This window comes from Micromonospora sp. RHAY321, assembly GCF_023896955.1.
In the GTDB taxonomy this organism is placed as follows: Bacteria; Actinomycetota; Actinomycetes; order Mycobacteriales; family Micromonosporaceae; genus Micromonospora.
Genome location: NZ_JAMHIW010000025.1, coordinates 21,058 through 43,032, shown reverse-complemented (window position 1 = coordinate 43,032; position 21,975 = coordinate 21,058). Strand labels below are relative to the sequence as shown.

At 72.9% G+C, this 21,975-nt stretch carries 18 protein-coding genes; 7 read left to right on the top strand and 11 right to left on the bottom strand.

Features of this window, described 5'->3' with window-relative positions; genetic code table 11:
- Positions 1–32: 32 nt before the first annotated feature.
- Together M8C17_RS30230 and M8C17_RS30225 are read right to left on the bottom strand one after the other, a co-directional pair.
- Entirely contained in the window at positions 33–1,772 is a 1,740-nt protein-coding gene (locus M8C17_RS30230; RefSeq protein WP_374559653.1) for a right-handed parallel beta-helix repeat-containing protein, read from the bottom strand.
- A gap of 381 nt (positions 1,773–2,153) precedes the next feature.
- Positions 2,154–3,635, bottom strand: a complete 1,482-nt coding sequence (locus tag M8C17_RS30225) for an aminopeptidase P family protein (protein WP_252419987.1) — start codon at positions 3,633–3,635, stop codon at positions 2,154–2,156.
- Between the two features lie 133 nt (positions 3,636–3,768).
- Here M8C17_RS30225 and asnB point away from each other — a divergent pair, with 133 nt between their 5' ends.
- On the top strand, positions 3,769–5,730 hold the full coding sequence (asnB, locus tag M8C17_RS30220) for an asparagine synthase (glutamine-hydrolyzing) (protein WP_252419986.1): 1,962 nt from the start codon (positions 3,769–3,771) through the stop codon (positions 5,728–5,730).
- A gap of 114 nt (positions 5,731–5,844) precedes the next feature.
- Here asnB and M8C17_RS30215 read toward each other — a convergent pair whose 3' ends face one another.
- From M8C17_RS30215 to M8C17_RS30200, 4 genes are all read right to left on the bottom strand, one after another.
- Positions 5,845–6,939 carry a lytic polysaccharide monooxygenase gene (locus M8C17_RS30215; RefSeq protein ID WP_252419985.1) on the bottom strand — a complete coding sequence of 365 codons (1,095 nt, stop codon included), beginning with the start codon at positions 6,937–6,939 and terminating at the stop codon, positions 5,845–5,847.
- Between the two features lie 261 nt (positions 6,940–7,200).
- Positions 7,201–9,432, bottom strand: coding sequence for a xanthine dehydrogenase family protein molybdopterin-binding subunit (locus M8C17_RS30210; protein WP_252419984.1), 2,232 nt, complete (start codon positions 9,430–9,432; stop codon positions 7,201–7,203).
- The gene (locus M8C17_RS30205) at positions 9,429–10,424 is read right to left on the bottom strand and encodes a xanthine dehydrogenase family protein subunit M (protein WP_252419983.1); all 996 of its coding nucleotides are present in this window, start codon (positions 10,422–10,424) and stop codon (positions 9,429–9,431) included. The genes M8C17_RS30210 and M8C17_RS30205 overlap by 4 nt, the downstream gene beginning before the upstream one ends.
- A complete protein-coding gene (locus tag M8C17_RS30200) occupies positions 10,411–10,890 on the bottom strand; it encodes a (2Fe-2S)-binding protein (protein WP_252420005.1) in 480 nt (159 codons plus the stop codon). Before M8C17_RS30200 ends, M8C17_RS30205 begins: the two co-directional genes overlap by 14 nt.
- 153 nt (positions 10,891–11,043) lie before the next feature.
- On the opposite strand from M8C17_RS30200, the gene M8C17_RS30195 reads away from it, so the two are divergent.
- Positions 11,044–12,195 (top strand): XdhC family protein, encoded by a 1,152-nt coding sequence (locus M8C17_RS30195; protein WP_252419982.1) that lies wholly within the window; start codon positions 11,044–11,046, stop codon positions 12,193–12,195.
- 139 nt (positions 12,196–12,334) lie between these two features.
- Positions 12,335–13,270: a carbohydrate kinase gene (locus M8C17_RS30190; RefSeq protein ID WP_252419981.1), complete on the top strand. Its 936-nt coding sequence runs from the start codon at positions 12,335–12,337 to the stop codon at positions 13,268–13,270.
- 112 nt (positions 13,271–13,382) lie between these two features.
- Here the strand turns inward: M8C17_RS30190 and M8C17_RS30185 are convergent, their stop codons facing one another.
- Together M8C17_RS30185 and M8C17_RS30180 are read right to left on the bottom strand one after the other, a co-directional pair.
- Complete coding sequence (locus tag M8C17_RS30185; protein WP_252419980.1) at positions 13,383–14,213, bottom strand: MBL fold metallo-hydrolase; 831 nt, start codon at positions 14,211–14,213, stop codon at positions 13,383–13,385.
- Complete coding sequence (locus M8C17_RS30180; RefSeq protein ID WP_252419979.1) at positions 14,210–14,614, bottom strand: thioesterase family protein; 405 nt, start codon at positions 14,612–14,614, stop codon at positions 14,210–14,212. The genes M8C17_RS30185 and M8C17_RS30180 overlap by 4 nt, the downstream gene beginning before the upstream one ends.
- 150 nt (positions 14,615–14,764) lie before the next feature.
- Between M8C17_RS30180 and M8C17_RS30175 the strand changes: the two genes are divergently transcribed.
- A complete protein-coding gene (locus tag M8C17_RS30175; RefSeq protein WP_252419978.1) occupies positions 14,765–15,865 on the top strand; it encodes a phosphatase PAP2 family protein in 1,101 nt (366 codons plus the stop codon).
- A gap of 18 nt (positions 15,866–15,883) precedes the next feature.
- On the opposite strand, the gene M8C17_RS30170 is transcribed toward M8C17_RS30175, so the two are convergent.
- The 3 genes from M8C17_RS30170 to M8C17_RS30160 form a co-directional block, all read right to left on the bottom strand.
- Positions 15,884–17,419: a PH domain-containing protein gene (locus M8C17_RS30170; RefSeq protein ID WP_374559645.1), complete on the bottom strand. Its 1,536-nt coding sequence runs from the start codon at positions 17,417–17,419 to the stop codon at positions 15,884–15,886.
- 40 nt (positions 17,420–17,459) lie between these two features.
- The gene (locus M8C17_RS30165) at positions 17,460–18,041 is read right to left on the bottom strand and encodes a PH domain-containing protein (RefSeq protein ID WP_256483661.1); all 582 of its coding nucleotides are present in this window, start codon (positions 18,039–18,041) and stop codon (positions 17,460–17,462) included.
- Between the two features lie 222 nt (positions 18,042–18,263).
- Entirely contained in the window at positions 18,264–18,497 is a 234-nt protein-coding gene (locus M8C17_RS30160; RefSeq protein WP_252419976.1) for a hypothetical protein, read from the bottom strand.
- 240 nt (positions 18,498–18,737) lie between these two features.
- Between M8C17_RS30160 and M8C17_RS30155 the strand changes: the two genes are divergently transcribed.
- The 3 genes from M8C17_RS30155 to M8C17_RS30145 are packed head-to-tail and all read left to right on the top strand — an operon-like array spanning position 18,738 to position 21,771.
- Positions 18,738–19,844: a MoxR family ATPase gene (locus M8C17_RS30155; protein WP_252419975.1), complete on the top strand. Its 1,107-nt coding sequence runs from the start codon at positions 18,738–18,740 to the stop codon at positions 19,842–19,844.
- Positions 19,823–20,824 carry a DUF58 domain-containing protein gene (locus M8C17_RS30150; RefSeq protein ID WP_252420003.1) on the top strand — a complete coding sequence of 334 codons (1,002 nt, stop codon included), beginning with the start codon at positions 19,823–19,825 and terminating at the stop codon, positions 20,822–20,824. Before M8C17_RS30155 ends, M8C17_RS30150 begins: the two co-directional genes overlap by 22 nt.
- Positions 20,821–21,771, top strand: coding sequence for a VWA domain-containing protein (locus tag M8C17_RS30145; RefSeq protein WP_252419974.1), 951 nt, complete (start codon positions 20,821–20,823; stop codon positions 21,769–21,771). Before M8C17_RS30150 ends, M8C17_RS30145 begins: the two co-directional genes overlap by 4 nt.
- Positions 21,772–21,975 lie beyond the last annotated feature (204 nt).

The following is a 21,975-nucleotide window of genomic DNA, read 5'->3' as shown; positions in this document are numbered from 1 at the left end:
GGCGCACCCTCTATGTGGATCAGCCCCACCGGTCAGGCGAAGCAGTCCGGAACGTTGAAGCAGTTGGTCGGGCGGTTGGCGGTGACCGCGGACTTGTCGTCCAGCGTCACGGTGCCGCCGAGGCTGTTGAAGATGCCCCCCGGCGGGAGGGTGGAGAAGTTGTGCGCCACCTTCGTCCGGTGGAGCGTGACCTCGCCTCCCTCGGTGTTGAAGATGCCGCCGCCGCGGGCGAACGGACCGACGGCCCGGTTGCCCACCACCTCGCTGTCGCGCAGCGTGGTGACGCTGTCCTCGTTGAAGAGGCCGGCGCCGAAGAACCCGGCGGTGTTGTCCTTGATCGCGCTGTTCTCCACGGTCGCGGTGCTGTCGAAGGCGACCGCCAGGCCGCCACCCACACCGGCGGTGCTGTTCCCGGCCACCGTGGCGTGTTTGAGGGTGAGCTGGCTGTCGGCCACCGCGACGCCGCCGCCGGCGAGGAGCGCCGTGTTGTTCCTGACCGTCGTCTCGTGCAGGGTCGTGGTGCCCTCGACGTCGAGAACGCCGCCGCCGAAGCCGAGCGTCCGGTTGTCGGAGACCTCGCTCTTGTAGACCCAGACCGAGCCGCCGTCGACGTCATCGGTGAAGATCTCCGCGGCGCCGTTGGCGATACCGCCGCCGCCGATGATCGCGTTGTTGTCCTTGACCTTCGACTCGTCGACCTGGAGCACGCCGGCGTTGAAGATGCCGCCACCGAAGAAGAAGGCGGTGTTGTGCGCCACGGTGGTCTTGCTGAGCTTGGTGGTGCCGAAGTTCGCCAACCCGCCGCCGTTGCCGCCGGACTGGTTGTAGAGCAGCTCACTGTCCAGGATCTCCGCCCGGCCACCGGGCTGCACCAGCACACCGGCACCGTCGTTGAATCCGGGCTCCTCCACCAGCGGTACCGCCGCCGGCCCGGCCGCTGCGGGCTTGGCCGGAGCCGCTGCCGGCTTCGCTGCTGTCGTGGCGGGCTTCGCCGTGGGCTTGGCCTTCGTCGCGGCTGCCGGCTTGCTCGCTGCCGCCGCGGGCTTGGCCGCTGCCGCCGCGGGCTTCGCCGCAGCGCCCGGCTTCGCCGCCGCCGTGGCGGCCGGCTTGGCCGGTTGGTCCGCCGCGGTCGTCCGGACCGAGGGCGAGTACGGCGCCCAGACCGTCGCCGCCTCCACGCTCATCGCCCGCTGGATGGTCTGACCACCCTTGATGCTCAGGCCCTTGAGGGTGAGGTGCCCACCCGGACCGACGTTGAGGATCCGGAAGTAGGCGGCGGTGGCGTCACGGCCGATGGTCGTGTGCTCGCCCTTGAGCGTGATCCGCTCGGTGATGACCGGCAGGCCGTTGCCCTCGTAGTCGTTGCGGGTCAGGTTGTAGGTGCAGCCCTTGGCCAGCTCCAGCACGCCGCCGTCGCGGTTGTTGGCGAACGTGATCTCCTGGATCAGCTTGTCGGTGTCGCAGGGGACCTGCTTGCCACGGTCCTTGTCGTCACCCTTGTCGTCGCCCTTGTCGCGGCCCTTGTCGTCGCCCTTGTCGTCCTTGCCGGACCGGTCCTCGAAGCCACTCCAGTCGTCGCCGCTCCACTCGTCATCCTGGCCGGTGCTCTCCTTGGCGCCGTCCGCGTTCTCGTCCGCGCCGCCGGCGTCGCTGACGTTCTGCTGGTTGGTCGACGACTGGGCATCGGAGACCCGGTCGGAGGTGGGCTTGTCGTCCCGGGCGGCCACGCCGCCCAGGGCGGCCAGGCCGACCACACCGGTCAGCCCTGCCACGCCGGCGACCCAGAGCGCCCGCCTTCGCCGTGTCGGCGGAGCCGTCGAGGCCCCGCCGTCGGTAGTCGTTACGTCGTTGGACATCAGAGCCTTCCGCCCTTTCCTGCTACCAGACGGGGTCGCACCGCACCAGGCGCCACGACCAGCTACAAATCGGTTGCAGCCTCTGATCCCCACCGTATGAGAACCATCTTCGCGATGCGGACGTATCCGAGAAAACCGCGCATTCACCTCAGGTCAGGGCAGGCGCGCCGGGAGCGGCCGGGTTGACAGGAAGGGTGTGACCAGCGCAAACGCCGACGGACCCCGCCGCCGGGCACGCGGACGTCGAAACGTCGCGGCCCCGCGGCGGGGTCCGCCGTGGGTCGTGGGGCGTACGGGTCAGCCGGGCAGGCGGGGACCCGCCTCGCGCTGCTCGGCCAGCCAGGTCTCCACCTCGTCGGAGGTGCGCGGCAGCCCGGCCGACAGGTTCACCGCACCGGTCGAGGTGACCAGCACGTCGTCCTCGATCCGCACGCCGATGCCGCGCAGCTCCTCCGGGACCAGCTCGTCCTCCGGCTGGAAGTACAACCCCGGCTCGACGGTGAGCACGTAGCCCTCACCGAGCGTGCCGTCGCGGTAGTTCTCCTTGCGGGCGTTGGAGCAGTCGTGCACGTCGATGCCGAGCATGTGGCCGAAGCCGTGCAGCGTCCACCGCCGGTAGACCGACGACTTCTCGTCCATCGCCTCGTCCACGCTCACCGGCAGCAGGCCCAGCTCGGCCAGGCCCTCGGCGAGCACCCGCATGCAGGTCAGGTGGACGTCCTTGAACTTCACCCCGGGCCGGATGGCCTCGATGCCGGCCTGCTGCGAGGCGTACACGATGTCGTAGACCTGGCGTTGCAGGGCGGTGAACCGGCCGCTGACCGGCAGCACCCGGGTCACGTCGGCGGTGTAGAGGTTGCGTCCCTCGACACCCATGTCCATCAACAGCAGCTCACCCGGACGGGTGGCGCCGTGGTTGTGCACCCAGTGCAGGATCGTGGCGTGCTCGCCGGCGCCGACGATCGAGCCGTACCCGACGTCGTTGCCGTCGTGCCGGGCCCGCAGCGCGAAGATCCCCTCCAGCAGCCGCTCCGAGACCGCCCGGTCGGCCGGCAGGATCCGGGCCACGTCCTCGAAGCCACGCACCGTGGCGTCGATCGCGTCCTGGAGCTGGCCGATCTCCCACTCGTCCTTGACGAGCTTCTGCTCCGAGATGGCGATCGCCAGCTCCCGGTCGCGGGGCGGCTGCCCCTCGGCGCGGACCCCGTCGTACGGGCGGATCGCCGCGTCCACCCGGGCGTCGAAACCGCGCAGCACCCGGGTACGCCCCGGTGCCAGGTCGGCCAGCGTCGCCTCCAGGCCGGTCAGGTCGGCGGTGGGCAGGCCCAGCTCGGTGGACTTCTCGCCGAGCGTGTGCCGCCGTCCCACCCACAGCTCGCCGTGGCGGCTGCGGAAGAACTCGTCGGTCTCCCGCGACGAGCGGGGCCGCATGTACAGGGTGGCGTCGTGCCCCGAGCCGTTCGGGCGCAGCACGAGCACGCTGTCCGGGTCGTGGTCACCGGTGAGGTAGGTGAAGTCACTGCCCGGCCGGAACGGGTGGTCGGTGTCGTTGGCCCGGACCTTCTCGGTGCCGGTCGGGATCACCAGAGTCTCGCCGGGGAAGGCCGCCGAGAGCGCGGCCCGCCGCTTGGCGTAGTTGGGCGCCTCCGGCCGGGGCGCGACCGGAAGCGCGGTGTCCCGCCAGCCCTGCCGCATGAAGGACAGGAACGCCTCCGGGAAGTCCGGATCGTGCGATTCTGTACCGTCCGTCGGCGTACCGTCGGTGCGTTCCTCGGTCATTGCGCCGCTCCCTCCGCGTCGTTGCTGGTCCCGACGGTACCGCGCGTGCGGTTCGCGACAGCGCCCGCCGGGAGCGCTCCGGAACCACGGACGGCTGCGACGGGCCGACGGCGCACGTGGAAAGATGACCACCATGTGCGGACTCCTGGCCTTCTTCAGCGCGAACGGTAACGCCGCCGCGCACCGCGACCACATCGCCGGAGCGTTGGAATGCCTGCACCACCGCGGCCCCGACGAGACAGGGGTCGAGGTGGTCGGCGACGCCTCCGGCCGGTACGCGGACGGAGTGTTCGCCCACAAGCGGCTCGCCATCATCGACGTCGCGTCGAGCCACGAGCCGCTGCCCTACGCGAACGGCCGTTACCTGCTCACCTTCAACGGTGAGATCTACAACTACATCGAGCTGCGCGACGAGCTGGCCCGCAACTTCGGTGCCCAGTTCGCCACCGCCGGTGACGGCGAGGTGATCGTCGCCGGGTACCACTTCTGGGGCGAGCAGGTGCTCACCCGGCTGCGCGGCATGTTCGCCTTCGTCATCTGGGACCGGCAGGAGCGGCGCGCGTTCGGCGCCCGCGACTACTTCGGCATCAAGCCGATGCACTACCTGGAGACGGCCGACGGGCTCTACCTGGCCTCGGAGAAGAAGGCGCTGCTGCCGTTCGCGCACAGCAACTACCAGGGCGACGCGGGCGTCGACGCGGCCAACCTCAGCCACTACCTGACCCTGCAGTACGTCCCCGAGCCCGGCACCCTGCACAAGGGCATCAACCGGATCGGCTCGGGTGAGTACCTGACCTGGACCCCGGGCGGGCGGATCGACGTACGCCGCTGGTACCGGCCGGTGTTCCGGCCGGCGGCGGTCGACGACGAGCAGAAGCTCTACCACGAGATCCGGGAGACGCTGCGGGAGAGCGTGCGCATGCACATGCGCTCCGACGTGCCGGTCGGCTCGTTCCTGTCCAGCGGCATCGACTCCACCGCGGTGGTCGCGCTGGCCCGTGAGTTCAACCCGAACATCCTCACCTTCACCGTCGGCTACGACGTACCGGGATATTCGGAGATCGACGTCGCGCAGGAGTCGGCCCGGCACCTGGACGTCACCACCATCCCGACCAAGATCGGTCCGCAGGACATGATCGACGCGCTGCCGAAGATCGTCTGGCACCTGGACGACCCGGTGGCGGACCCGGCGCTGGTGCCGCTGTACTTCGTGGCCAAGAAGGCCGCCGAGCACGTCACCGTGGTGCTCTCCGGTGAGGGCGCCGACGAGTTCTTCGGCGGCTACACGATCTACCGCGAGCCGCTGTCCCTCGGCACCGTCAACGGCCTGCCCGGCGGGGTGCAGAAGGGGCTGCGCGCGGTCTCCAAGGCGATCCCGCAGGGGGTCAAGGGCAAGAGCTTCCTGGAGCGCGGCACCACGCCGATCGAGGAGCGCTACTACGGCAACGCCCGGATGTTCACCGAGGAGGAGAAGCAGCAGCTCATGCGCCGCTACGACCCCTCGGTGCGCTACACCGACGTGACCGCGCCGATCTACGCCGAGTGCACCGAGCTGGACGACGTCACCAAGATGCAGTACGTCGACCTCTACACCTGGCTGCGCGGGGACATCCTGGTCAAGGCCGACCGGATCTCGATGTCCCACTCGCTGGAGGTGCGGGTGCCGTTCCTCGACCGCGAGGTGTTCGACGTCGCGGCGAAGATCCCGGTGGACCTCAAGCTGCCGCCGCGCTCGGACGCCACCAAGTACGCGATGCGCCAGGCGTTGCAGGGCGTCGTCCCGCCGGCCATCGTCAACCGCAAGAAGCTGGGCTTCCCGACGCCCACCCGGGTGTGGCTGCGCGGCGAGATGTACGAGTGGGCCCGGCACGTGCTGAGCACCTCGGGTGCCGGCGACCTGCTCGACCTGTCGTACGCGCTGCGGCTGCTCGACGAGCACAAGCGGGAGGAGGCCGACCACTCCCGCAAGGTGTGGACCGTGCTGATCTTCTGCATCTGGCACGCCATCTTCGTGGCCAAGACCCTCGACCCGGGCATCCAGCGCAACCAGTCCGCCCTGCTCACCAAGCCGGTCGTGGGTTCCATGGTCCGCTGACGCGAACCGCCCACCCTCCCAGACCCTGTTGATCAAGAGGTTTGCGTCACCCGGAGACGTTCCGGTGACGCAAACCTCTTGATCATTTCGGGCAGGAGCGGGGCGGGGGCGGGGTCAGCGGCGGGCGCAGGTGACCGTGGGGAGGGTGTTGGTGCCTGTGGTGCTGGCCAGGAAGCCGAAGGTTGTCGTGCCCTCCGGGGCGACCGTGCCGTTGTGCGCCACGTTGGTGGCCGTCACCGACGAGCCGGATGACGTCTGGGAGGCGTTCCAGATCTGACTGATCGACTGCCCGCTGGGCCAGGTCCAGCTCGCGGTCCAGCCGGCGAACGGCGTACTGCCGTGGTTCATGATCATGACTTCGCCCTGGAAGCCACCCTGCCAGGCGCTGACGACCTTGTAGACGGCCATGCACTCACCGCCGGGCGGCGGGGTGGTCGGGTTCGGCGGCGGGGTGGTCGGGTCCGGCGGGGGAGTGGTCGGGTCCGGCGGCGGCGTACCGCCCGGACCGACACCGGTCACCTGGCCGTTGCCACCGTCGAAGGTCACGTCGGAGCAGCCGAAGAAGTTCTCCTGCGAGTCCGAGCGCACCCAGCGGGAGTAGATGATGTGCCGGCCGCTCTTGCCCGAGGGCAGGTTGCCGCTGAAGTAGTAGTGCCCGTCGTTGGTGCCGACCGCGCCGCGCTGCGGCGGGTTGGTCACCGTCAGGAACGGCTGCTCCTCCAGGTCGCTCCAGGCCAGCGCCCGGGTCGGGCTCCAGCTGTTCTTCGTCACGTAGAAGTAGAAGGTGCCCGGGTGGTGCGCCCAGTTGCTGTACCGGAAGTCCAGCCGCGCACCGGCGGTCAGGTGCGTCAACGGCCAGTCCGTGCGGGGCAGGTCGTAGCCGCGGTAGCCGGGGTTGCCGCCGCTGCACAGCTGCCCGTCGGGGATGAAGCCGACGGTCCGGCCGCCGGCGTCGGAGCGCAGCACGCTGAACCAGTTGTAGAGCGAGTTGGCCCCGCTCTGCGCCACCGCGGCGGAGCACGCCGGGTTGTTCGGCCTGATCTCGCCGGTCTGGCTCTTGCCGTCCTGCCAGCACAGGTACGTACGGCTGCCCGGGGTCATCGCCGCGCCGTGCGCGGCAGCCGGCTCCGAGTTGGACGCCAGGGCGACGGCGCCGAGGGTGAGGGTCACGGCCGCGGTGAGTAACGCGGCCGTACGGGATCGGTTCACGGGTTCTCCTGACTCGCGAGGCGCGCCGCCCGAGCCGCCCCGCCGCCATCGGGTGGAATAGCGACGATCACGGTGACGTGCCCCGGCGGGAACCGCCCGGTGGGCACGTGCCGTCAACGGTCCCTGTCGTGGACCGGCGCCCTCGCGTGAAAAAACCCGGCAACCGGCGGCACGGCAGCCCCCCGCACCGCCCGGTACGCGTCATCCCACCACGCCGCCAGCCGCGACGCAATAGCCGACCCTCGATGTGTCAGTTCACCCTCAGAGGAGCTTCTCCAGGGTGATCGGCAGCTCGTACTGCCGGCGTCCGGTGGCGTGGTGCACGGCGTTGGCGATCGCGGCGGCCGCACCCACCACGCCGATCTCCCCGACGCCCTTCATCCCGAGCGGGTTCACCACCTCGTCGTGCACCTCGATGGTGTCCACCACGACGTCCGGCGCGTCCGCGTTGACCGCCACCAGGTAGTCGCCGAGGCTCGCGTTGGCCCAGCGACCGGACCGGGGATCCATCCGGGTCGCCTCCATCAGCGCCTGGCCCAGCCCCCACAGCATGCCGCCCATCAGTTGGCTGTGCGCGGTCTTGCGGTTGAGCACCCGGCCCGGCGCGAACACCCCGACCATCCGGCGTACCCGGACCACGCCGAGGTCGGCGTCGACCGCCACCTCGGCCATCTGCGCGCCGAAGGTGTGCACCCCGTACCCGGCGTCCTGCGGTGGTGGTGTCCAGGTGCCGAGCACCTCCGCGTCCGGGGTCAGGGTGCGGGCCATCATGTCGGCGTACGTCTCGCCGACGTCCGGCCGGTCGCGCAGCACCATCCGACCGTCCTGGACCGCCACCGCGCCGGGGTCGGCGCCGTGCAACGGCGAGTGGGCATCGGCCACCGCGCGGCCGATCAGCTCGTCCCGCAGCTGGGTTGCCGCGATGTGTACGGCGGAGCCGACGGCGCTGGTGCCCGCGGAACCCACGGCGGCCGTGACGTTCGGCAGGTCACTGCTGCCGCCGACGAACCGCACCCGCTCCACGGGGAGGCCGAGCGCGTCCGCGGCGACCTGGGTCATCGCGGTGAAGACCCCGGTGCCGAACTCCGACACACCGGCCTCGACGACCGCCGTGCCGTCGTTGTAGAGCCGGGCGCGGGCGCGCTGCGGGTTCACCGGCTGGGTCACCGGGTAGAGCGCGCTGGCCATGCCGCTGCCGATCAGCCACTGGCCCTCGCGCCGGGGTCGGGACTCGCGGTCGCGCCACCCGAACAGCTCCGACGCCCGCTGGTAGCACTCCTTCAACCCGGTGCTGGACCACGGGTGCCCGCTCTCCGGGTCGGTCTCCGAGTAGTTGCGCAGCCGCAACTCCAGCGGGTCGATGCCGATCCGCTCGGCCAGTTCGTCCATCGCGCACTCGAGGGCGAACATGCCGGTCGCCTCACCCGGGGCGCGCATGAACGTCGGGGTGATCGTGTTGCCCCGGATCAGGTGGTAGGTGCCCTCGTAGTGGGGGCTGCTGTACGCCACCGCCGGGCTCTGCAACGACGGCTCCGCCCAGTCGTCGAAGCGCGAGGTGAGCGACAGCTTGTGGTGGCGCAGCGCGGTGATGCGACCGTCCGCGCCCGCGCCGATGGTGATCCGCTGCTCCTGCTCCTCGCGGTGCCCGCAGGAGGTGAACATCTGCTCCCGGGTCAGCGCCAGCCGTACCGGCCGGCCGACCTGCCGGGCGGCGAGAGCGGCCAGCGCCGGGTGGTGCCAGATCATCGCCTTGGAGCCGAAGCTGCCTCCGACGGCGTGGCTCACCACCCGGATCGAGATGGGTGGCAGGCCGAGCAGCGCCGCGACGGTGAACTGGGTGGCGTTCGGCCCCTGCGTCGAGTCGTAGATGGTCAGCCGGTCGACGTCCTCCCAGACCGCCGTGCTGGCCGACGGCTCGATCGGGTTGTGGTGGTTGGGCGCGAAGCGGTACGTCGCGTCCACGCACACCTCCGCCTCGGCCAGCGCCTTCGCCACGTCACCACGGGACCCGTGCCCGGGCAGCAGCCCGCCGAAGATCCGTTCGGGCACGTACGCCTCGTCCCGGGCCTGGTCGAGCAGGGTGATGGCCGGGGTGGTGGCGTACTCGACGCGGATCAGGGTGCCCGCGTGGTCGGCGCGTTCGACGGTGTCGGCGACGACGATGGCGATCGGCTGGCCGGAGTAGTGGACGGCGTCGTCCTGCATCGGGAAGAAGGTCTGCCCCGGCGCGGCCAGCCCGGCCAGCGACGGGAGCAGCTTCGGCACGCTGGCGACCGGGTCGAGGTTGCGGTGGGTGAACACGGCCAGCACCCCGTCGGCCCGCTCGGCCTCGGCGGTGTCGATCGAGGTGATCCGGCCGCTGGCCACCGTCGCGTTGACCAGCACGGCGTGGACCAGGCCGGTCAGCGGGACCTCGGCGGAGTAGCGGGCGTCCCCGCGTACCTTGGCGCGGCCATCGACCCGGTTGAGCGTGCCGCCGATCGCCGGGCTCATGCCGCCACCTCCCGCTGCGTCATCTGCTCCAGGGCCCGCACGATGGTCCGCCGGGCCAGCTCGATCTTGAAGGCGTTCATGCCGTGCGACACCGCCGGTGCCAGCTCGGCCGCCGCGGCCCGGGTGAACGATTCGGTGGTCGCCGGGGCGCCGTCGAGCTCCCGCTCGGCCGCCCGGGCCCGCCAGGGTTTGGTGGCCACCCCACCCAGAGCGAGCCGGACCTCGGTGATCCGGCCACCGTCGACCGCGATGGCCACCGCGACCGAGGCGAGCGCGAACTCGTACGACTCGCGGTCGCGGATCTTGATGTAGCGGGAGGTGGCGGCCACCGGTGCCGGTGGCAGGTCGATGCCGGTCACCAGCTCGCCGTGGGCCAGCGGGTGTTCCCGCTCCGGGGTCTGACCGGGCAGCAGGAAGAAGTCGTCGATGGGGATGCTCCGCGCGCCGCCCGGCCCCTCGGTCTGCACCACGGCGTCCAGCGCGACCAGCGCCACGGCCAGGTCGGACGGGTGGGTGGCGATGCAGTTGTCGCTGGTGCCGAGGACCGCGTGCCCCCGGTTGATGCCGTCCAGAGCGCTGCACCCGCTGCCGGGGACGCGCTTGTTGCAGGCCGCCTCGGTGTCGCGGAAGTAGCCGCACCGGACCCGTTGCAGCAGGTTGCCGGCGATGGTGGCCATGTTGCGCAGCTGCGGGGAGGCGCCGAGCAGCAGCGACTCGGCGACCATCGGATAGCGCCGAACCAGCTCCGGCGCCTCGGCCACGTCGCTCATCCGGGCCAGCCCGCCGAGCCGTAGCCCGCCGTCGGGCAGCTCCTCCACCCGGTTCAGCGGCAGGTCGTTGATGTCGATGAGGCGGCGGGGCTGCTCGACGTAGATGCGCAGCAGGTCGATCTGGGTCGTGCCGCCGGCCAGGAAGGTGCTTTCCGGGTCGGCGCTCACCGCACCGACCGCGGTGCCGACGTCGAAGGCACGCGAATAGCTAACTGGCCGCATCGCCGCCGCCTCCTCCGTCGCGGACGCGGCGGATGGCCGCGCGGATGTGCGGGTACGCGGCGCAGCGGCAGATGTTGCCGCTCATCCACTCCCGGATCTCCGTGTCGTCGCCGGCGTGCCCTTCGGTTAGCAGCGCGACCGCGGACAGGATCTGCCCGGGGGTGCAGTACCCGCACTGGAACGCGTCGCAGTCCAGGAAGGCCTGCTGCATCGGATGCAGGGTGTCCCCGTCGGACAGCCCCTCGATGGTGGTCACCTCGCGGTTCTCGCAGGTGATCGCCAGGGTCAGGCAGGCCAGCACGCGGCGACCGTCCACCCACACCGTGCACGCGCCGCAGGCGCCCTGGTTGCAGCCCTTCTTGGTCCCGGTCAGGTCGAGCCGGTCACGGAGGGCGTCGAGCAGGCTGACCCGTGGCTCGATGTTCGTCGTCCGGCTCTCGCCGTTGACCTGTAGGCGAACCTCCACCTCGCCGGGACCCCTGACCACCGCGTGGTCCGGGTTCGGCGCGGTACGCAGTGCCTCGTAGGACTTCACCGACTCACACCCCCTCATGACGAAACTGACCATATCCTTCACATAAGGATGTTTTCCTCCTTTCGCCATGAAACGGGGCAGCGCGTGCCGGACGTGTTCGACGAGATGCTCCGCCGCTGCCGGGCCGGCGAGGCCGTCGCCCTGGCGACCGTCGTGGCGACCTGGCGCTCGGCGCCACAGCCGGCGGGCGCCACCATGCTGGTCGCCGCCGACGGCACCGTCACCGGCAGCGTCTCCGGCGGCTGCGTGGAGGCCGACCTCTACGAACGGGCCCGCCACGTGCTCGACACCGGGACACCCGAGCTGACCCGCTACGGAGTCAGCGACGACGACGCGTACGCCGTGGGTCTGACCTGCGGCGGCGTGCTCGACGTGTTCGTGGAACGCGTCGAGCCCGCTGCCCTCACGCAGGTGGACGCGGTCGCCGACGCGCGCCGGGCCGGCCGACCGGCGGCGGTGGTCACCTGCGTGGCGGCCGACGCCGCGGATCCGCCGGGCGCCGGGCCGGCGGACCCGGCGGGGCGGCTGGGCCGACGGCTGGTGCTGACCGGGGACCAGGTGATCGGCTCGCTCGGCGCGGACCGGCTGGACGCCGCCGCCAAGGCCGACGCCCTCGGACTGCTCGCCGCCGGGCACAGCGGGATGCTCCGGTACGGGTATCACGGGCAGCGCCGCGGCGGCGGCCTCAGCCTGTTCGTGGCCGCCCACGCCACCGCACCCCGGATGATCGTCTTCGGGGCGATCGACTTCGCCGCCGCGGTGGCACGGATCGGCGCGTTCCTCGGCTACCGCGTGACCGTCTGCGACGCCCGCCCGGTCTTCGCCACCACTCGACGCTTCCCCGAGGCCGACGAGGTGGTGGTGCGGTGGCCGCACCGCTACCTGCGCGACGAGCTGGACGCCGGCCGGGTCGACGGACGGACCGTCGTCTGCGTCCTGACCCACGACCCGAAGTTCGACGTGCCGCTGCTGGAGCTGGCGCTGCGCCACCGGCTCGCGTACGTCGGCGCCATGGGGTCACGACGCACCCACGACGAGCGGCACAAGCGACTGCGCGAGGCGGGGCTCAGCGCGGAGCAGCTCGCCCGACTCGCCTCGCCGATCGGGCTGGACCTCGGCGGGCGCACTCCGGAGGAGACCGCGGTGAGCGTCGCCGCGCAGATCGTCGCCGGCCGCTGGGGCGGCACCGGCCACCCGCTGGCGGCGCTCTCCGGGCCGATCCACCACCCGGCGTAGCCCCGGCCAGCCCCGCGCGCCTTCCGGTGGGACCCGGACCGCGCCTTCGGCGCCCGCCGGGGCGCGCGCTGTGCCAGCCTGGTGCCACGCCGGTCGCCACAGCGGGCGGCGGACGGTTGGCCACGACGGAAGGACCGGGATGGGATACGCGGCGGTGCTCGGCGAGGCGCTGGTCGACCTGCTCGACACCGAGCGCGACGGCGAGCGGATGTACCGGCAGGCGATCGGCGGCGGGCCGCTCAACGTCGCCGTCGGGGTGACCCGGCTGGGCGGCGCCGCACAGTTCGTCGGATCGCTCGGCGACGACGTGCTGGCCGACCGGATCCGCGCCTTCCTGACCGCGCTCGACGTCGGGCTCGACGGTGCGGTCACGGTGCCGGCACCGACCGCGCTCGCCGTGGTCACCTTCGCCGGCCCGGAACCCGACTTCCGCTTCTACGGTGAGCCGCCCTCCTACGGCCTGCTCGGCCCCGACGACCTCAACGTGGCGCTGACGGAGGGCGCCGACGTGCTCTACTGCGGGTCGGTCGTGCTGCTCCAGCCCACCACGCTGGCCGCCGCCCGGCGCGCCTGGTCGCTCGCCCCCGGGTTGCGGGTCTTCGACCCGAACGTGCGCCCCCGGCTGCTGGGCGGGCCGGCCGCCCTGGACGGGCTGCGCGAGGTGGTGGCCGAGTTCGCCGCCGGCGCGCACCTGGTCAAGCTGAGCGCCGCCGACGCCGAGCTGCTCTACCCGCGCGAGCCGGTCGAGGGGGTGGCCGCGTACCTGCGCGAGCTGGGCGCCGCCACCGTGGTGGTCACGATCGGCGCGGCCGGCGCGGTGCTCGCCGCCGCCGGCGCTGATCCGGTCCGCGTACCGGCACCGAAGGTCAACGCGGTGGACGCCACCGGCGCCGGCGACTCGGTGATGGCCGCGTTGATCGCCGACCTGCTCCTCGACGGCGAACCGGCCGACCCGGAGGGCTGGGTCGAGCGGGTGGCGTTCGCGCTACGGGTCGCCGGCCTCGTCTGCGAGTCCCCGGGTGGCGCCACCGCCATGCCCACCCGCGCCGACGTGCTGCGCCGCTTCACGAACTAACCCCGGAACGACGGCACCCGCCGATCTTGCAGTTTCGGTCGCCGCTTCGCCCGCTTTTGCGGCTTCCGTCCAGGCAGAAACCGCAAGATCGGCGGGGGTGGGGTGGGGTGGGTTAGGGGGTGCCGTCGAGTTCTGCGTAGCCCCGGCGGGCGGCCGTCAGCGCGGCGCGGGCGCCGAAGGGCGCCTCGGCGGCGACCCGTTCCGGCGGTGCGCTCCCGGTGTGCGCGGCCCGGATCAGCCAGGCCAGCCTCGCCAGGTCGGCGTGCTGGGCGCGGACGAACTCGACGTCCACCGGGTCGCCGTGACCCGGCACCACCACCGTGCGCGCGGTGGTCAGCCGGAGCAGGTCCGCGACGGCGTCCGGCCACTGCAGGGGGTACGAGTCCTCGAAGGCGGGCGGCCCGCTCTGCTCCACCAGGTCCCCGGCGACCAGCACGTCCGCGTCCGGTACGTGCACCACCAGGTCGGCGTCGGTGTGCCCCCGCCCCGGGTGACGCAGCAGCACCCGCCGGCCGCCCACGTCGAGCACCGTCTCCGTGTGCACGGGGTGCGTCGGGGCCAGCAGTGGGGTGTCGGCCAGTTCCGCGGCGAGCGCCGGGTGCTCCCCGCGCAGTTCCTCGTACGCCTCCCGGCGCAGCCGCTCCGGCTGCTCGCGCAGCGCCGCGGCGGCCAGCGCGTGGGCGTACACCGGGCGGGACGGCTCGCCGGCCAGGACGGCGTTGCCGAAGCAGTGGTCGTAGTGGTGGTGGGTGTTGACCAGGGTCAGCGGACGGTCGGTTATCGCGCGGACTGCGGCGGCCAGATCGGCGGCCTGACCGGCCGAGGAGAGAGTGTCCACCAGCAGCGCCTCGTCGTCGCCGACGACGAGGGTGACGTTGACGCGCAACAGGGGCTCACGTCGGACGTGCACCCGGTCGGCGATCTCCACGAAACCGGTGGTCATGACTGCCGCCCGGCACGGTCGACGAAACGCTGCCGATCCACCAGGATCCGGTCCACCCGGCCCCGGGCCACCGTCTCGTCACCATCGCTGACGGTGACCTCGAACGACAGCCGGCGGCCGTCGACGGCCGTCAGCCGGGCCTGCGCCCGGACCGTCCGGCCGACCACGGTCGGCGCCAGGTGTTCCAGCTCCACCCGGGTCCCCACGGTCGTCGACCCGGACGGCATCGCGGTCGCCGTCGCCGCGACCGTCGCCGCCTCGGCCAGCGCGAGCACCCGGGGAGTGCCCAGGACCGGTACGTCCCCGGAACCGACCGCCTGGGCGGTGTCCGCGTCCGTGACGGTCAACTCGACCCGGGCGGTCAGACCCGGCGCGAAGGCCGGCTCGGGCTGCTCCTGCATGGTCGTCAGCCTAGGTGCTCGCCGAGCCCGGCGACCACGCGCCCGCCGATCCGGCCGTACCCGCCGGAGCCCGCCGCCGCCCACCTGCGGACGGGTCCTCCGGGTGGTCGCCGTCCGTCAATGCCGTCCCCGTCGCTAACCTTGACCGCGATGGCCGTCGTGACTGACCCCCAGCCCCCCGCCCGGACCGACCCACCCGCGTCCCCTGACGGGGGTCGTCGGCGCGTCGTCGCCATGACGATCTGGGCGGTGGCGTTCGTCGCCGCCTGGCTGGGGATCGGGCTGCCCACCGACCCCGCGTACGCCTTCGTCTGGATCTGGGCGGGGACCATCGCCTGGAACAGTGACCGGCCGTGGCGCAGTCACCTGCGCTTCGCCCGGGACTGGGTGCCGGTGGTGCTGCTGCTGGCCGCGTACAACCTGTCCCGGGGGTTCGCCGACAACGGCGCCACCCCGCACGCGATGGAGCTGATCGTCGCCGACCGGTTCATGTTCGGCTGGGCCACCGGCGGCGAGGTGCCGACCATCTGGTTGCAGGAGCACCTCTACCACCCGCAGGTGCAGTGGTACGACGTCGCGGCGAGCTGGGTGTACTTCTCGCACTTCGTGGTGGCGCTGGCCGCCGCCGCCGTGCTCTGGCTGCGGGACCGGCACCGCTGGGCGGCGTACATGCGGCGGTGGGGCTTCCTGTGCGCCGCCGGCCTGGCCACCTACTTCATCTACCCGGCCGCCCCGCCCTGGTGGGCGGCGCAGAACGGGCTGCTCACCGAGGTCGCCCGGATCTCCACCCGGGGCTGGCGGGCGTTCGGCATGCACGGTGCCGGCAACGTGCTCAACGCCGGCCAGATCGCCTCGAACCCGGTCGCCGCGATGCCGTCGCTGCACACCGCGTGGGCGCTGTTCGTGGTGCTGTTCTTCCTGCACACCACCCGCCGCCGCTGGTGGCCGCTGCTGCTCGCGTACCCGCTGGCGATGACGTTCACCCTGGTCTACTCGGGTGAGCACTACGTGATCGACGTCCTGGTCGGCTGGGCGTACGTCGGGATGACCTTCCTGGTGGTCGGCCTCGCCGAGCGCGGGTGGGCGGCGGTGCGGGCCCGCCGCGCCGGCTCCGGGGGCCCCCCACCGGAGGAGATCACCGGGCCGGACGGCACCGCCGGTCCACCGGAACCCGACCGACCGGCCGGCGAGCGGCGGGCACCGGTCGGGCGGAGCAGCGCCGACCAGCCCGCGGTACCCGCCGACCGCTGACGCCCAGGGTCGGCCGGCTCAGCCGGACTGCCGGGCGGCGTGCGCGCGGGCGGTCAGCTCGGCCGCCAGTGCCCACGCCTCCGCCAGGTCCCGGTCCTGGGCCGCCGCGCCCGACCCGCCAGCGGTGTCCGCGTGCACGGTGGCCAGCCCCAACCGGCGCTGCACCGGCCCCTGCACCACCCGCACGCTCTGGATCCGGGCGTACGGCACGATCGCCAACTGCCGGGTGAGCAGGCCGGACCGGGTGGCGAAGACCCGATCGAACAGGCCGGCGCCCAGTGCGCCACGGCCCAGCGGGTGCAGCCAGCGGGTCCGGGGCGGCGGCGGGCTCAGCGCCAGCGCGTCGAGGCGTACCCCCGGCAGCACCTCCGCGACGATCATCGTGGCGGTCGGCAGGTCACCGACGGGCAGCAGGCGGTCCGGCCGGTTGCGGTCGTCGGCCTCCGCGACCGAGTATCCCGCCACCTCCAGCCGCAGCCGCAGCCAGCCGTTCACCCGCCACAGCAGCGGCCAGGTGGCTCCCACCGTCTGCACCCGGTCCAGCGGCACGGTCTGCGCCCGGGTCTCCAGCAGGCCGTTGTGCACCCGCAGCGTGCCGCCGTCACGGGCCAGCCGGAAGTTCCAGTCGTCGAGGACCCGGCGGATCGGTTGCAGCAGCACACCGGCCATCGCGGTCAGCGTGCTCGCCACCGCGACGAACGACCACGAACCGGCGGTGACGAACTGCACCACGACGAAGGCCAGGCCGAACGGGAGCAGGAACGCCTGCGGCGTGAGCAACTGGCTGACCAGCAGGTGCTGGTTGCGTACCGCGTGCAGCGGTCGGCCCGGCGCGGCCACCGGCGGCGCCGTCCCGGGGGCCGCGGCGGGCACCGGGAAGCCCGGCGCGGGCGGCTGCGGCGCCCGCCCGGCCAACGTCAGCAGCCGCTCGCGCAGCCGGGCCGCGTCAGCCACCCCGAGGTACGCCAGCGGCGCCTCGGTCTTGCCCCCGCCCACCACCTCCAGCCGCAGCTCGGCCAGGCCGGTGAGCTGGGCGAGCAGCGGCCGGACCACCTCCACGGCCTGCAACCGCTCCAGCGGGATGGCCCGGGTACGCCGCCAGAGCAGCCCCTCGTACACCCGCAGCTCCCGGCCCACCACGTGGTAGCCGGTGTTGTACCAGCTGATCACCGACAGAACGGTCGCGCCGAGTGCCAGCACCACCACCATGGCGGCGAACCAGCCGAACCCGACCCGGGACAGCGTCGACCAGGACAGCCCGGCGATCACCACGACCAGCGACTTGGCGCCGTGCAGCAGCGGGCTGAGCGGGTGCAGCCGCTGTCGTGGTTCGCCGTCGCCATCCGTCGGCGGCACCGGCAATGGATAGGGCACCTGCGGCGGCACAGCACCGTACGGCGGCGCACCGCCGTAGGACGGCGCGCTGCCGTACGGTGCGGCGCCGTAGGGCACGGCGGTGTGGGGCACCGGCTCGCCGGGCGGTGGGCCGGTGGGGGGCGCGCCGCCGGGCGGCAGGGGCGGCCGGGTGTCCGGCTCGGCGGGACCGTCGCTCATCGGGCCGGCCCCCGACGCGGCCGGTCACCCGGTCGGATCCTCACAGCCCCTCCGCCCGGTCCTCGCCGAGCGCGGTGAGCCGGTCGCGCAGCCGGGACGCCTCCGCCGGGCGCAGCCCGGGCACCCGGGCGTCACTCGCCGCCGCGGCCGTGTGCAACTGCACGGTGGCCAGCTTGAAGGCGCGCTCCAGCGGCCCGGCGCTGACGTCGACGAACTGCATGCGGGAGTACGGAACGATGGAGAGCCGCCGGACCAGCAGCCCGTGCCGGACGAGCAGGTCGTCGTCCCGCTCGGCGTACCCCCAGGCCCGGACCGCGCGGACGATGGCCACGGCGCGCCACGCGCCGAGCAGCAGCACGACGGCGAGGGCGAGCCCGAACAGCCAGTGACCGCTCAGCGCCCAGCCGACCGCCGTCACCGCCAGCCCGATGGCGACCACGATCGCCAACCGGATCAGCTCCACCCAGATCAGGTCGGAGGAGATCGGCTGCCAGCGCACCGTGTCCGGCCATGGCTCCAGCGGGCCCCGCCCGGCCGGCTCGCCGGTCAGCAGGGGACCGGGTGCGGCGGCCGGGCCTTGGTCGCCGACGCCGGGCGGCGGGCCGGGTGTGTGCGGCGGCAGGGGAGCGGACGGCGGGGGCGGTGCGGCGGCCGGTTCGTCGACGCGGTCCTCCGCGCTCACCGACGTGATCCGTTCCGCACGTCCGCGCAGCCGGCGCGAGGCGCCACGCTGCTGTGCCAGATGGTTCGCCCGCTGCGCTCGCTCACGCCGCCGCCTCGCTCCGCTCGGCAGCGACGCGAGGCGCCACGCTGCTGTGCCAGATGGTTCGCTCGCTGCGCTCGCTCACATGTCGAGGGTAGGCGATCCGGGCACCGGTGTGACGGCGCGCAGGAAGCCGCGAGCGTCCAGGAAGTCGCCGAGGCTGCCCCGGTGCTCGGCGCAGGCCAGCCAGGTCTTGCGTCGCTCGGGGTCGTGCAGGCGCGGATTGTTCCACTCCAGCGCCCACACGGCGGGGGCGCGGCAGCCACGGGCCGAGCAGATCATGGCCTCGCCGGCGGCGGGGGAGGGGGTGCTCATCACGGCCAGTCTAGGCGGCGCGACGGAGGATTTGAGCGCCGGGCGGCCACGGGGGGAGCCGCCCGGCGACGGGGTGAATCGTACACGCGGTGGGCCGGTCCATGTCCACCCGTGACGGGCGATTTGGCCGCTCGGGACGGCGCGGCGAAAATCGGCTTCTCCCCACCTCGACACTCAGCTAGGCGTGCGAGTCTTGATACCGCACCAGCCGCGACGACCGACCAACGCTGTGGAGGACCGGTGGCCCAGCCGACCATGCCCGATGCCCCGACGCCGAACGGGGCGGCTCCGGACAGACCCGAGCCGGTGACCACGCCCGCGCAGGACGCCACCCTGCTCGAGCGGGCACTGTTCGAGATCAAACGGGTCATCGTCGGGCAGGACCGGATGGTGGAGCGGATGTTCGTGGCGCTGCTCGCCCGCGGTCACTGCCTCCTCGAAGGGGTGCCGGGGGTGGCCAAGACCCTGGCGGTGGAGACCCTCGCCAAGGTCGTCGGCGGGTCCTTCGCCCGGGTGCAGTTCACCCCGGACCTGGTGCCGGCCGACATCATGGGCACCCGGATCTACCGGCAGTCCAGCGAGAAGTTCGACGTCGAGCTGGGCCCGGTCTTCGTCAACTTCCTGCTCGCCGACGAGATCAACCGCGCGCCGGCCAAGGTGCAGTCGGCGCTGCTGGAGGTGATGAGCGAGCGGCAGGTCTCCATCGGCGGGGAGAGTCACCGGGTGCCGGACCCGTTCCTCGTGATGGCCACCCAGAACCCGATCGAGCAGGAGGGCGTCTACCCGCTGCCGGAGGCGCAGCGGGACCGGTTCCTCATGAAGATCGTGGTGGGCTATCCGACCGACGCCGAGGAGCGGGAGATCGTCTACCGGATGGGCGTCGCCGCGCCGGAGCCGTCGGCGGTGTTCGACACCCCCGACCTGATCGCCCTGCAACGCAAGGCGGACCAGGTCTTCGTGCACAACGCGCTGGTGGACTACGCGGTCCGCCTGGTGCTCGCCACCCGCGCTCCGGCCGAGCACGGCATGCCGGACGTCGCCCAGCTGATCCAGTACGGCGCCAGCCCGCGCGCCTCGCTCGGCCTGGTCCGGGCCACCCGCGCGCTGGCGCTGCTGCGCGGACGGGACTACGCGCTGCCGCAGGACGTGCAGGACATCGCCCCGGACATCCTGCGGCACCGGCTGGTGCTCAGCTACGACGCGCTCGCCGACGACGTGCCGGCCGACCACATCGTGCACCGGGTGATGTCCACCATCCCGCTCCCGGCGGTCGCCCCCCGGCAGCAGGCATCCCCGTCGCCGACGGCACCGCCGCCGGGCGCAGGCTGGCCCGGGCAGCGCCCGTGACCTCACCCACCCCTCGACCCGCCCCTCTCGCCGATCGCAGTGAGGCCGTGCTGTCCCGGCTCCAGCTGCTGGTCACCCGCAAACTCGACGGCATGCTCCAGGGCGACTACGCCGGGCTGCTGCCCGGGCCGGGCAGCGAGGCCGGTGAGTCGCGGGAGTACCGCCCCGGCGACGACGTCCGCCGGATGGACTGGCCGGTCACCGCGCGGACCACGACGCCGCACGTGCGGCGTACGGTCGCCGACCGGGAGTTGGAGACGTGGCTGGCGTTGGACCTTTCGGCCAGCCTGGACTTCGGCACCGGCCAGTGGCTCAAGCGGGAGGTGGTGGTGGCCGCCGCGGCCGCCATCACCCACCTCACCGTGCGGGGCGGTAACCGGATCGGCGCGGTGATCGGCACCGGCGGCGGCGCGCCCGCGCCGACCCGACGCTGGCGGGGTGGCGCACCGCCGCCCGGGCCCGGGGTGCTCACCCGGTTGCCGGCCCGCTCCGGCCGCAAGGAGGCGCAGGGTCTGCTGCGTGCCGTCGCCGGCACCGCGATCCAGCCCGGTCGGGGTGATCTGGGCGCCCTGATCGAGATGCTCAACCGGCCGCCCCGACGGCGCGGGGTGGCCGTGGTGGTCTCGGACTTCCTCGCGCCGGCCGAGCAGTGGGCGCGGCCGATGCGCAAGCTGCGGGTCCGCCACGACGTGCTGGCGATCGAGGTGGTCGACCCGCGCGAGCTGGAGCTGCCCGACGTGGGCGTGCTGCCGGTGGTCGACCCGGAGAGCGGCGAGCTGCACGAGGTGCAGACCGCCGACCCGCGGCTGCGGCAGCGCTACGCCGACGCCGCCGCCGCCCAGCGGGCCACCATCGCCGCCGCCCTGCGCGGCGCCGGCGCGGCCCACCTGCGTCTGCGTACCGACCGAGACTGGCTGCTGGACATGGTGCGTTTCGTGGCCGCGCAGCGGCACGCGCGCACCCGGGGGACGACACGATGATCCGTTTCATGCAACCGTGGTGGCTGCTGGCTGTTCTGCCGGTGCTCGCACTCGCCGCCTTCTACATCTGGCGGCAGCTGCACCGCCGGGCGTACGCCATGCGGTTCACCAACGTGGATCTGCTGCGCACGGTGGCCCCGAAGGGGCTGGGCTGGCGTCGCCACGTTCCGGCCACCGCGTTCCTGCTCTGCCTGCTGGTGCTGGCCACCGCGCTGGCCCGACCCGCGGTGGACACCAAGGAGCCACTGGAGCGGGCCACGGTGATGCTCGCCATCGACGTGTCGCTGTCCATGCAGGCCGACGACGTGGCGCCGAACCGGCTGGAGGCGGCCCAGGAGGCGGCCAAGCAGTTCGTCGGCGAGCTGCCGGAGAGCTACAACCTGGGCCTCGTCTCGTTCGCCAAGGCGGCCAACGTTCTGGTGCCGCCGGGCAAGGACCGGGACGCGGTGACCAGTGCGATCGACGGGCTGGTGCTGGCCGAGGCGACCGCCACCGGTGAGGCGGTGTTCACCTGCCTGGAGGCGATCCGGTCGGTGCCGGCCGACGGGGCGGCGGGTATCCCACCGGCGCGGATCGTGCTGCTCTCCGACGGGTTCCGGACGTCCGGCCGGTCGGTGGAGGAGGCCGCGGCCGCCGCGCAGGCGGCCAACGTGCCGGTCTCCACCATCGCCTTCGGCACCGACACGGGGCAGGTCGACATCGGCGGTCAACTCCAGCGGGTGCCGGTGGACCGGTTGGCCCTGGCCGAGCTGGCGGAGACCACCGAGGGCTACTTCTACGAGGCGGCGTCGGTGAGCGAGCTGAAGCAGGTCTACCAGGACATGGGCAGCTCGATCGGCTTCCGTACCGAGCCTCGCGAGGTGACCCAGTGGTACGCCGGGGTGGCATTGCTGCTGGCGCTCTGCGCCGGCGCGCTCAGCCTGCTCTGGTCGTCACGGATGCTCTGACGTCGGCGGTGCCCGGGCTGGCCTCGGGCACCGCTCGTCGGGGCGGCGTGACGGGGCGGGTGAGCGACGGTCAGTGACCGCCGCCGGCCAGGACGAAGACGACGGCCACCCAGACGGCGGCGAGGGTGAAGCCCAGCGGGGCGACGTAGCGGCTCATGGACGGCTCCGGGTGGCGGCTGGACGGTCCGCGTGCGGGGGCGGACC

What these genes read in the sequence shown, in the direction of transcription:
- M8C17_RS30225 (WP_252419987.1), bottom strand. Translation starts at nt 3,635, where the DNA reads ATGACCGAGGAACGCACCGACGGTACGCCGACGGACGGTACAGAATCG.
- asnB (WP_252419986.1), top strand. Translation starts at nt 3,769, where the DNA reads ATGTGCGGACTCCTGGCCTTCTTCAGCGCGAACGGTAACGCCGCCGCG.
- M8C17_RS30210 (WP_252419984.1), bottom strand. Translation starts at nt 9,432, where the DNA reads ATGAGCCCGGCGATCGGCGGCACGCTCAACCGGGTCGATGGCCGCGCC.
- M8C17_RS30205 (WP_252419983.1), bottom strand. Translation starts at nt 10,424, where the DNA reads ATGCGGCCAGTTAGCTATTCGCGTGCCTTCGACGTCGGCACCGCGGTC.
- M8C17_RS30190 (WP_252419981.1), top strand. Translation starts at nt 12,335, where the DNA reads ATGGGATACGCGGCGGTGCTCGGCGAGGCGCTGGTCGACCTGCTCGAC.
- M8C17_RS30185 (WP_252419980.1), bottom strand. Translation starts at nt 14,213, where the DNA reads ATGACCACCGGTTTCGTGGAGATCGCCGACCGGGTGCACGTCCGACGT.
- M8C17_RS30180 (WP_252419979.1), bottom strand. Translation starts at nt 14,614, where the DNA reads ATGCAGGAGCAGCCCGAGCCGGCCTTCGCGCCGGGTCTGACCGCCCGG.
- M8C17_RS30175 (WP_252419978.1), top strand. Translation starts at nt 14,765, where the DNA reads ATGGCCGTCGTGACTGACCCCCAGCCCCCCGCCCGGACCGACCCACCC.
- M8C17_RS30170 (WP_374559645.1), bottom strand. Translation starts at nt 17,419, where the DNA reads ATGAGCGACGGTCCCGCCGAGCCGGACACCCGGCCGCCCCTGCCGCCC.
- M8C17_RS30160 (WP_252419976.1), bottom strand. Translation starts at nt 18,497, where the DNA reads ATGAGCACCCCCTCCCCCGCCGCCGGCGAGGCCATGATCTGCTCGGCC.
- M8C17_RS30145 (WP_252419974.1), top strand. Translation starts at nt 20,821, where the DNA reads ATGATCCGTTTCATGCAACCGTGGTGGCTGCTGGCTGTTCTGCCGGTG.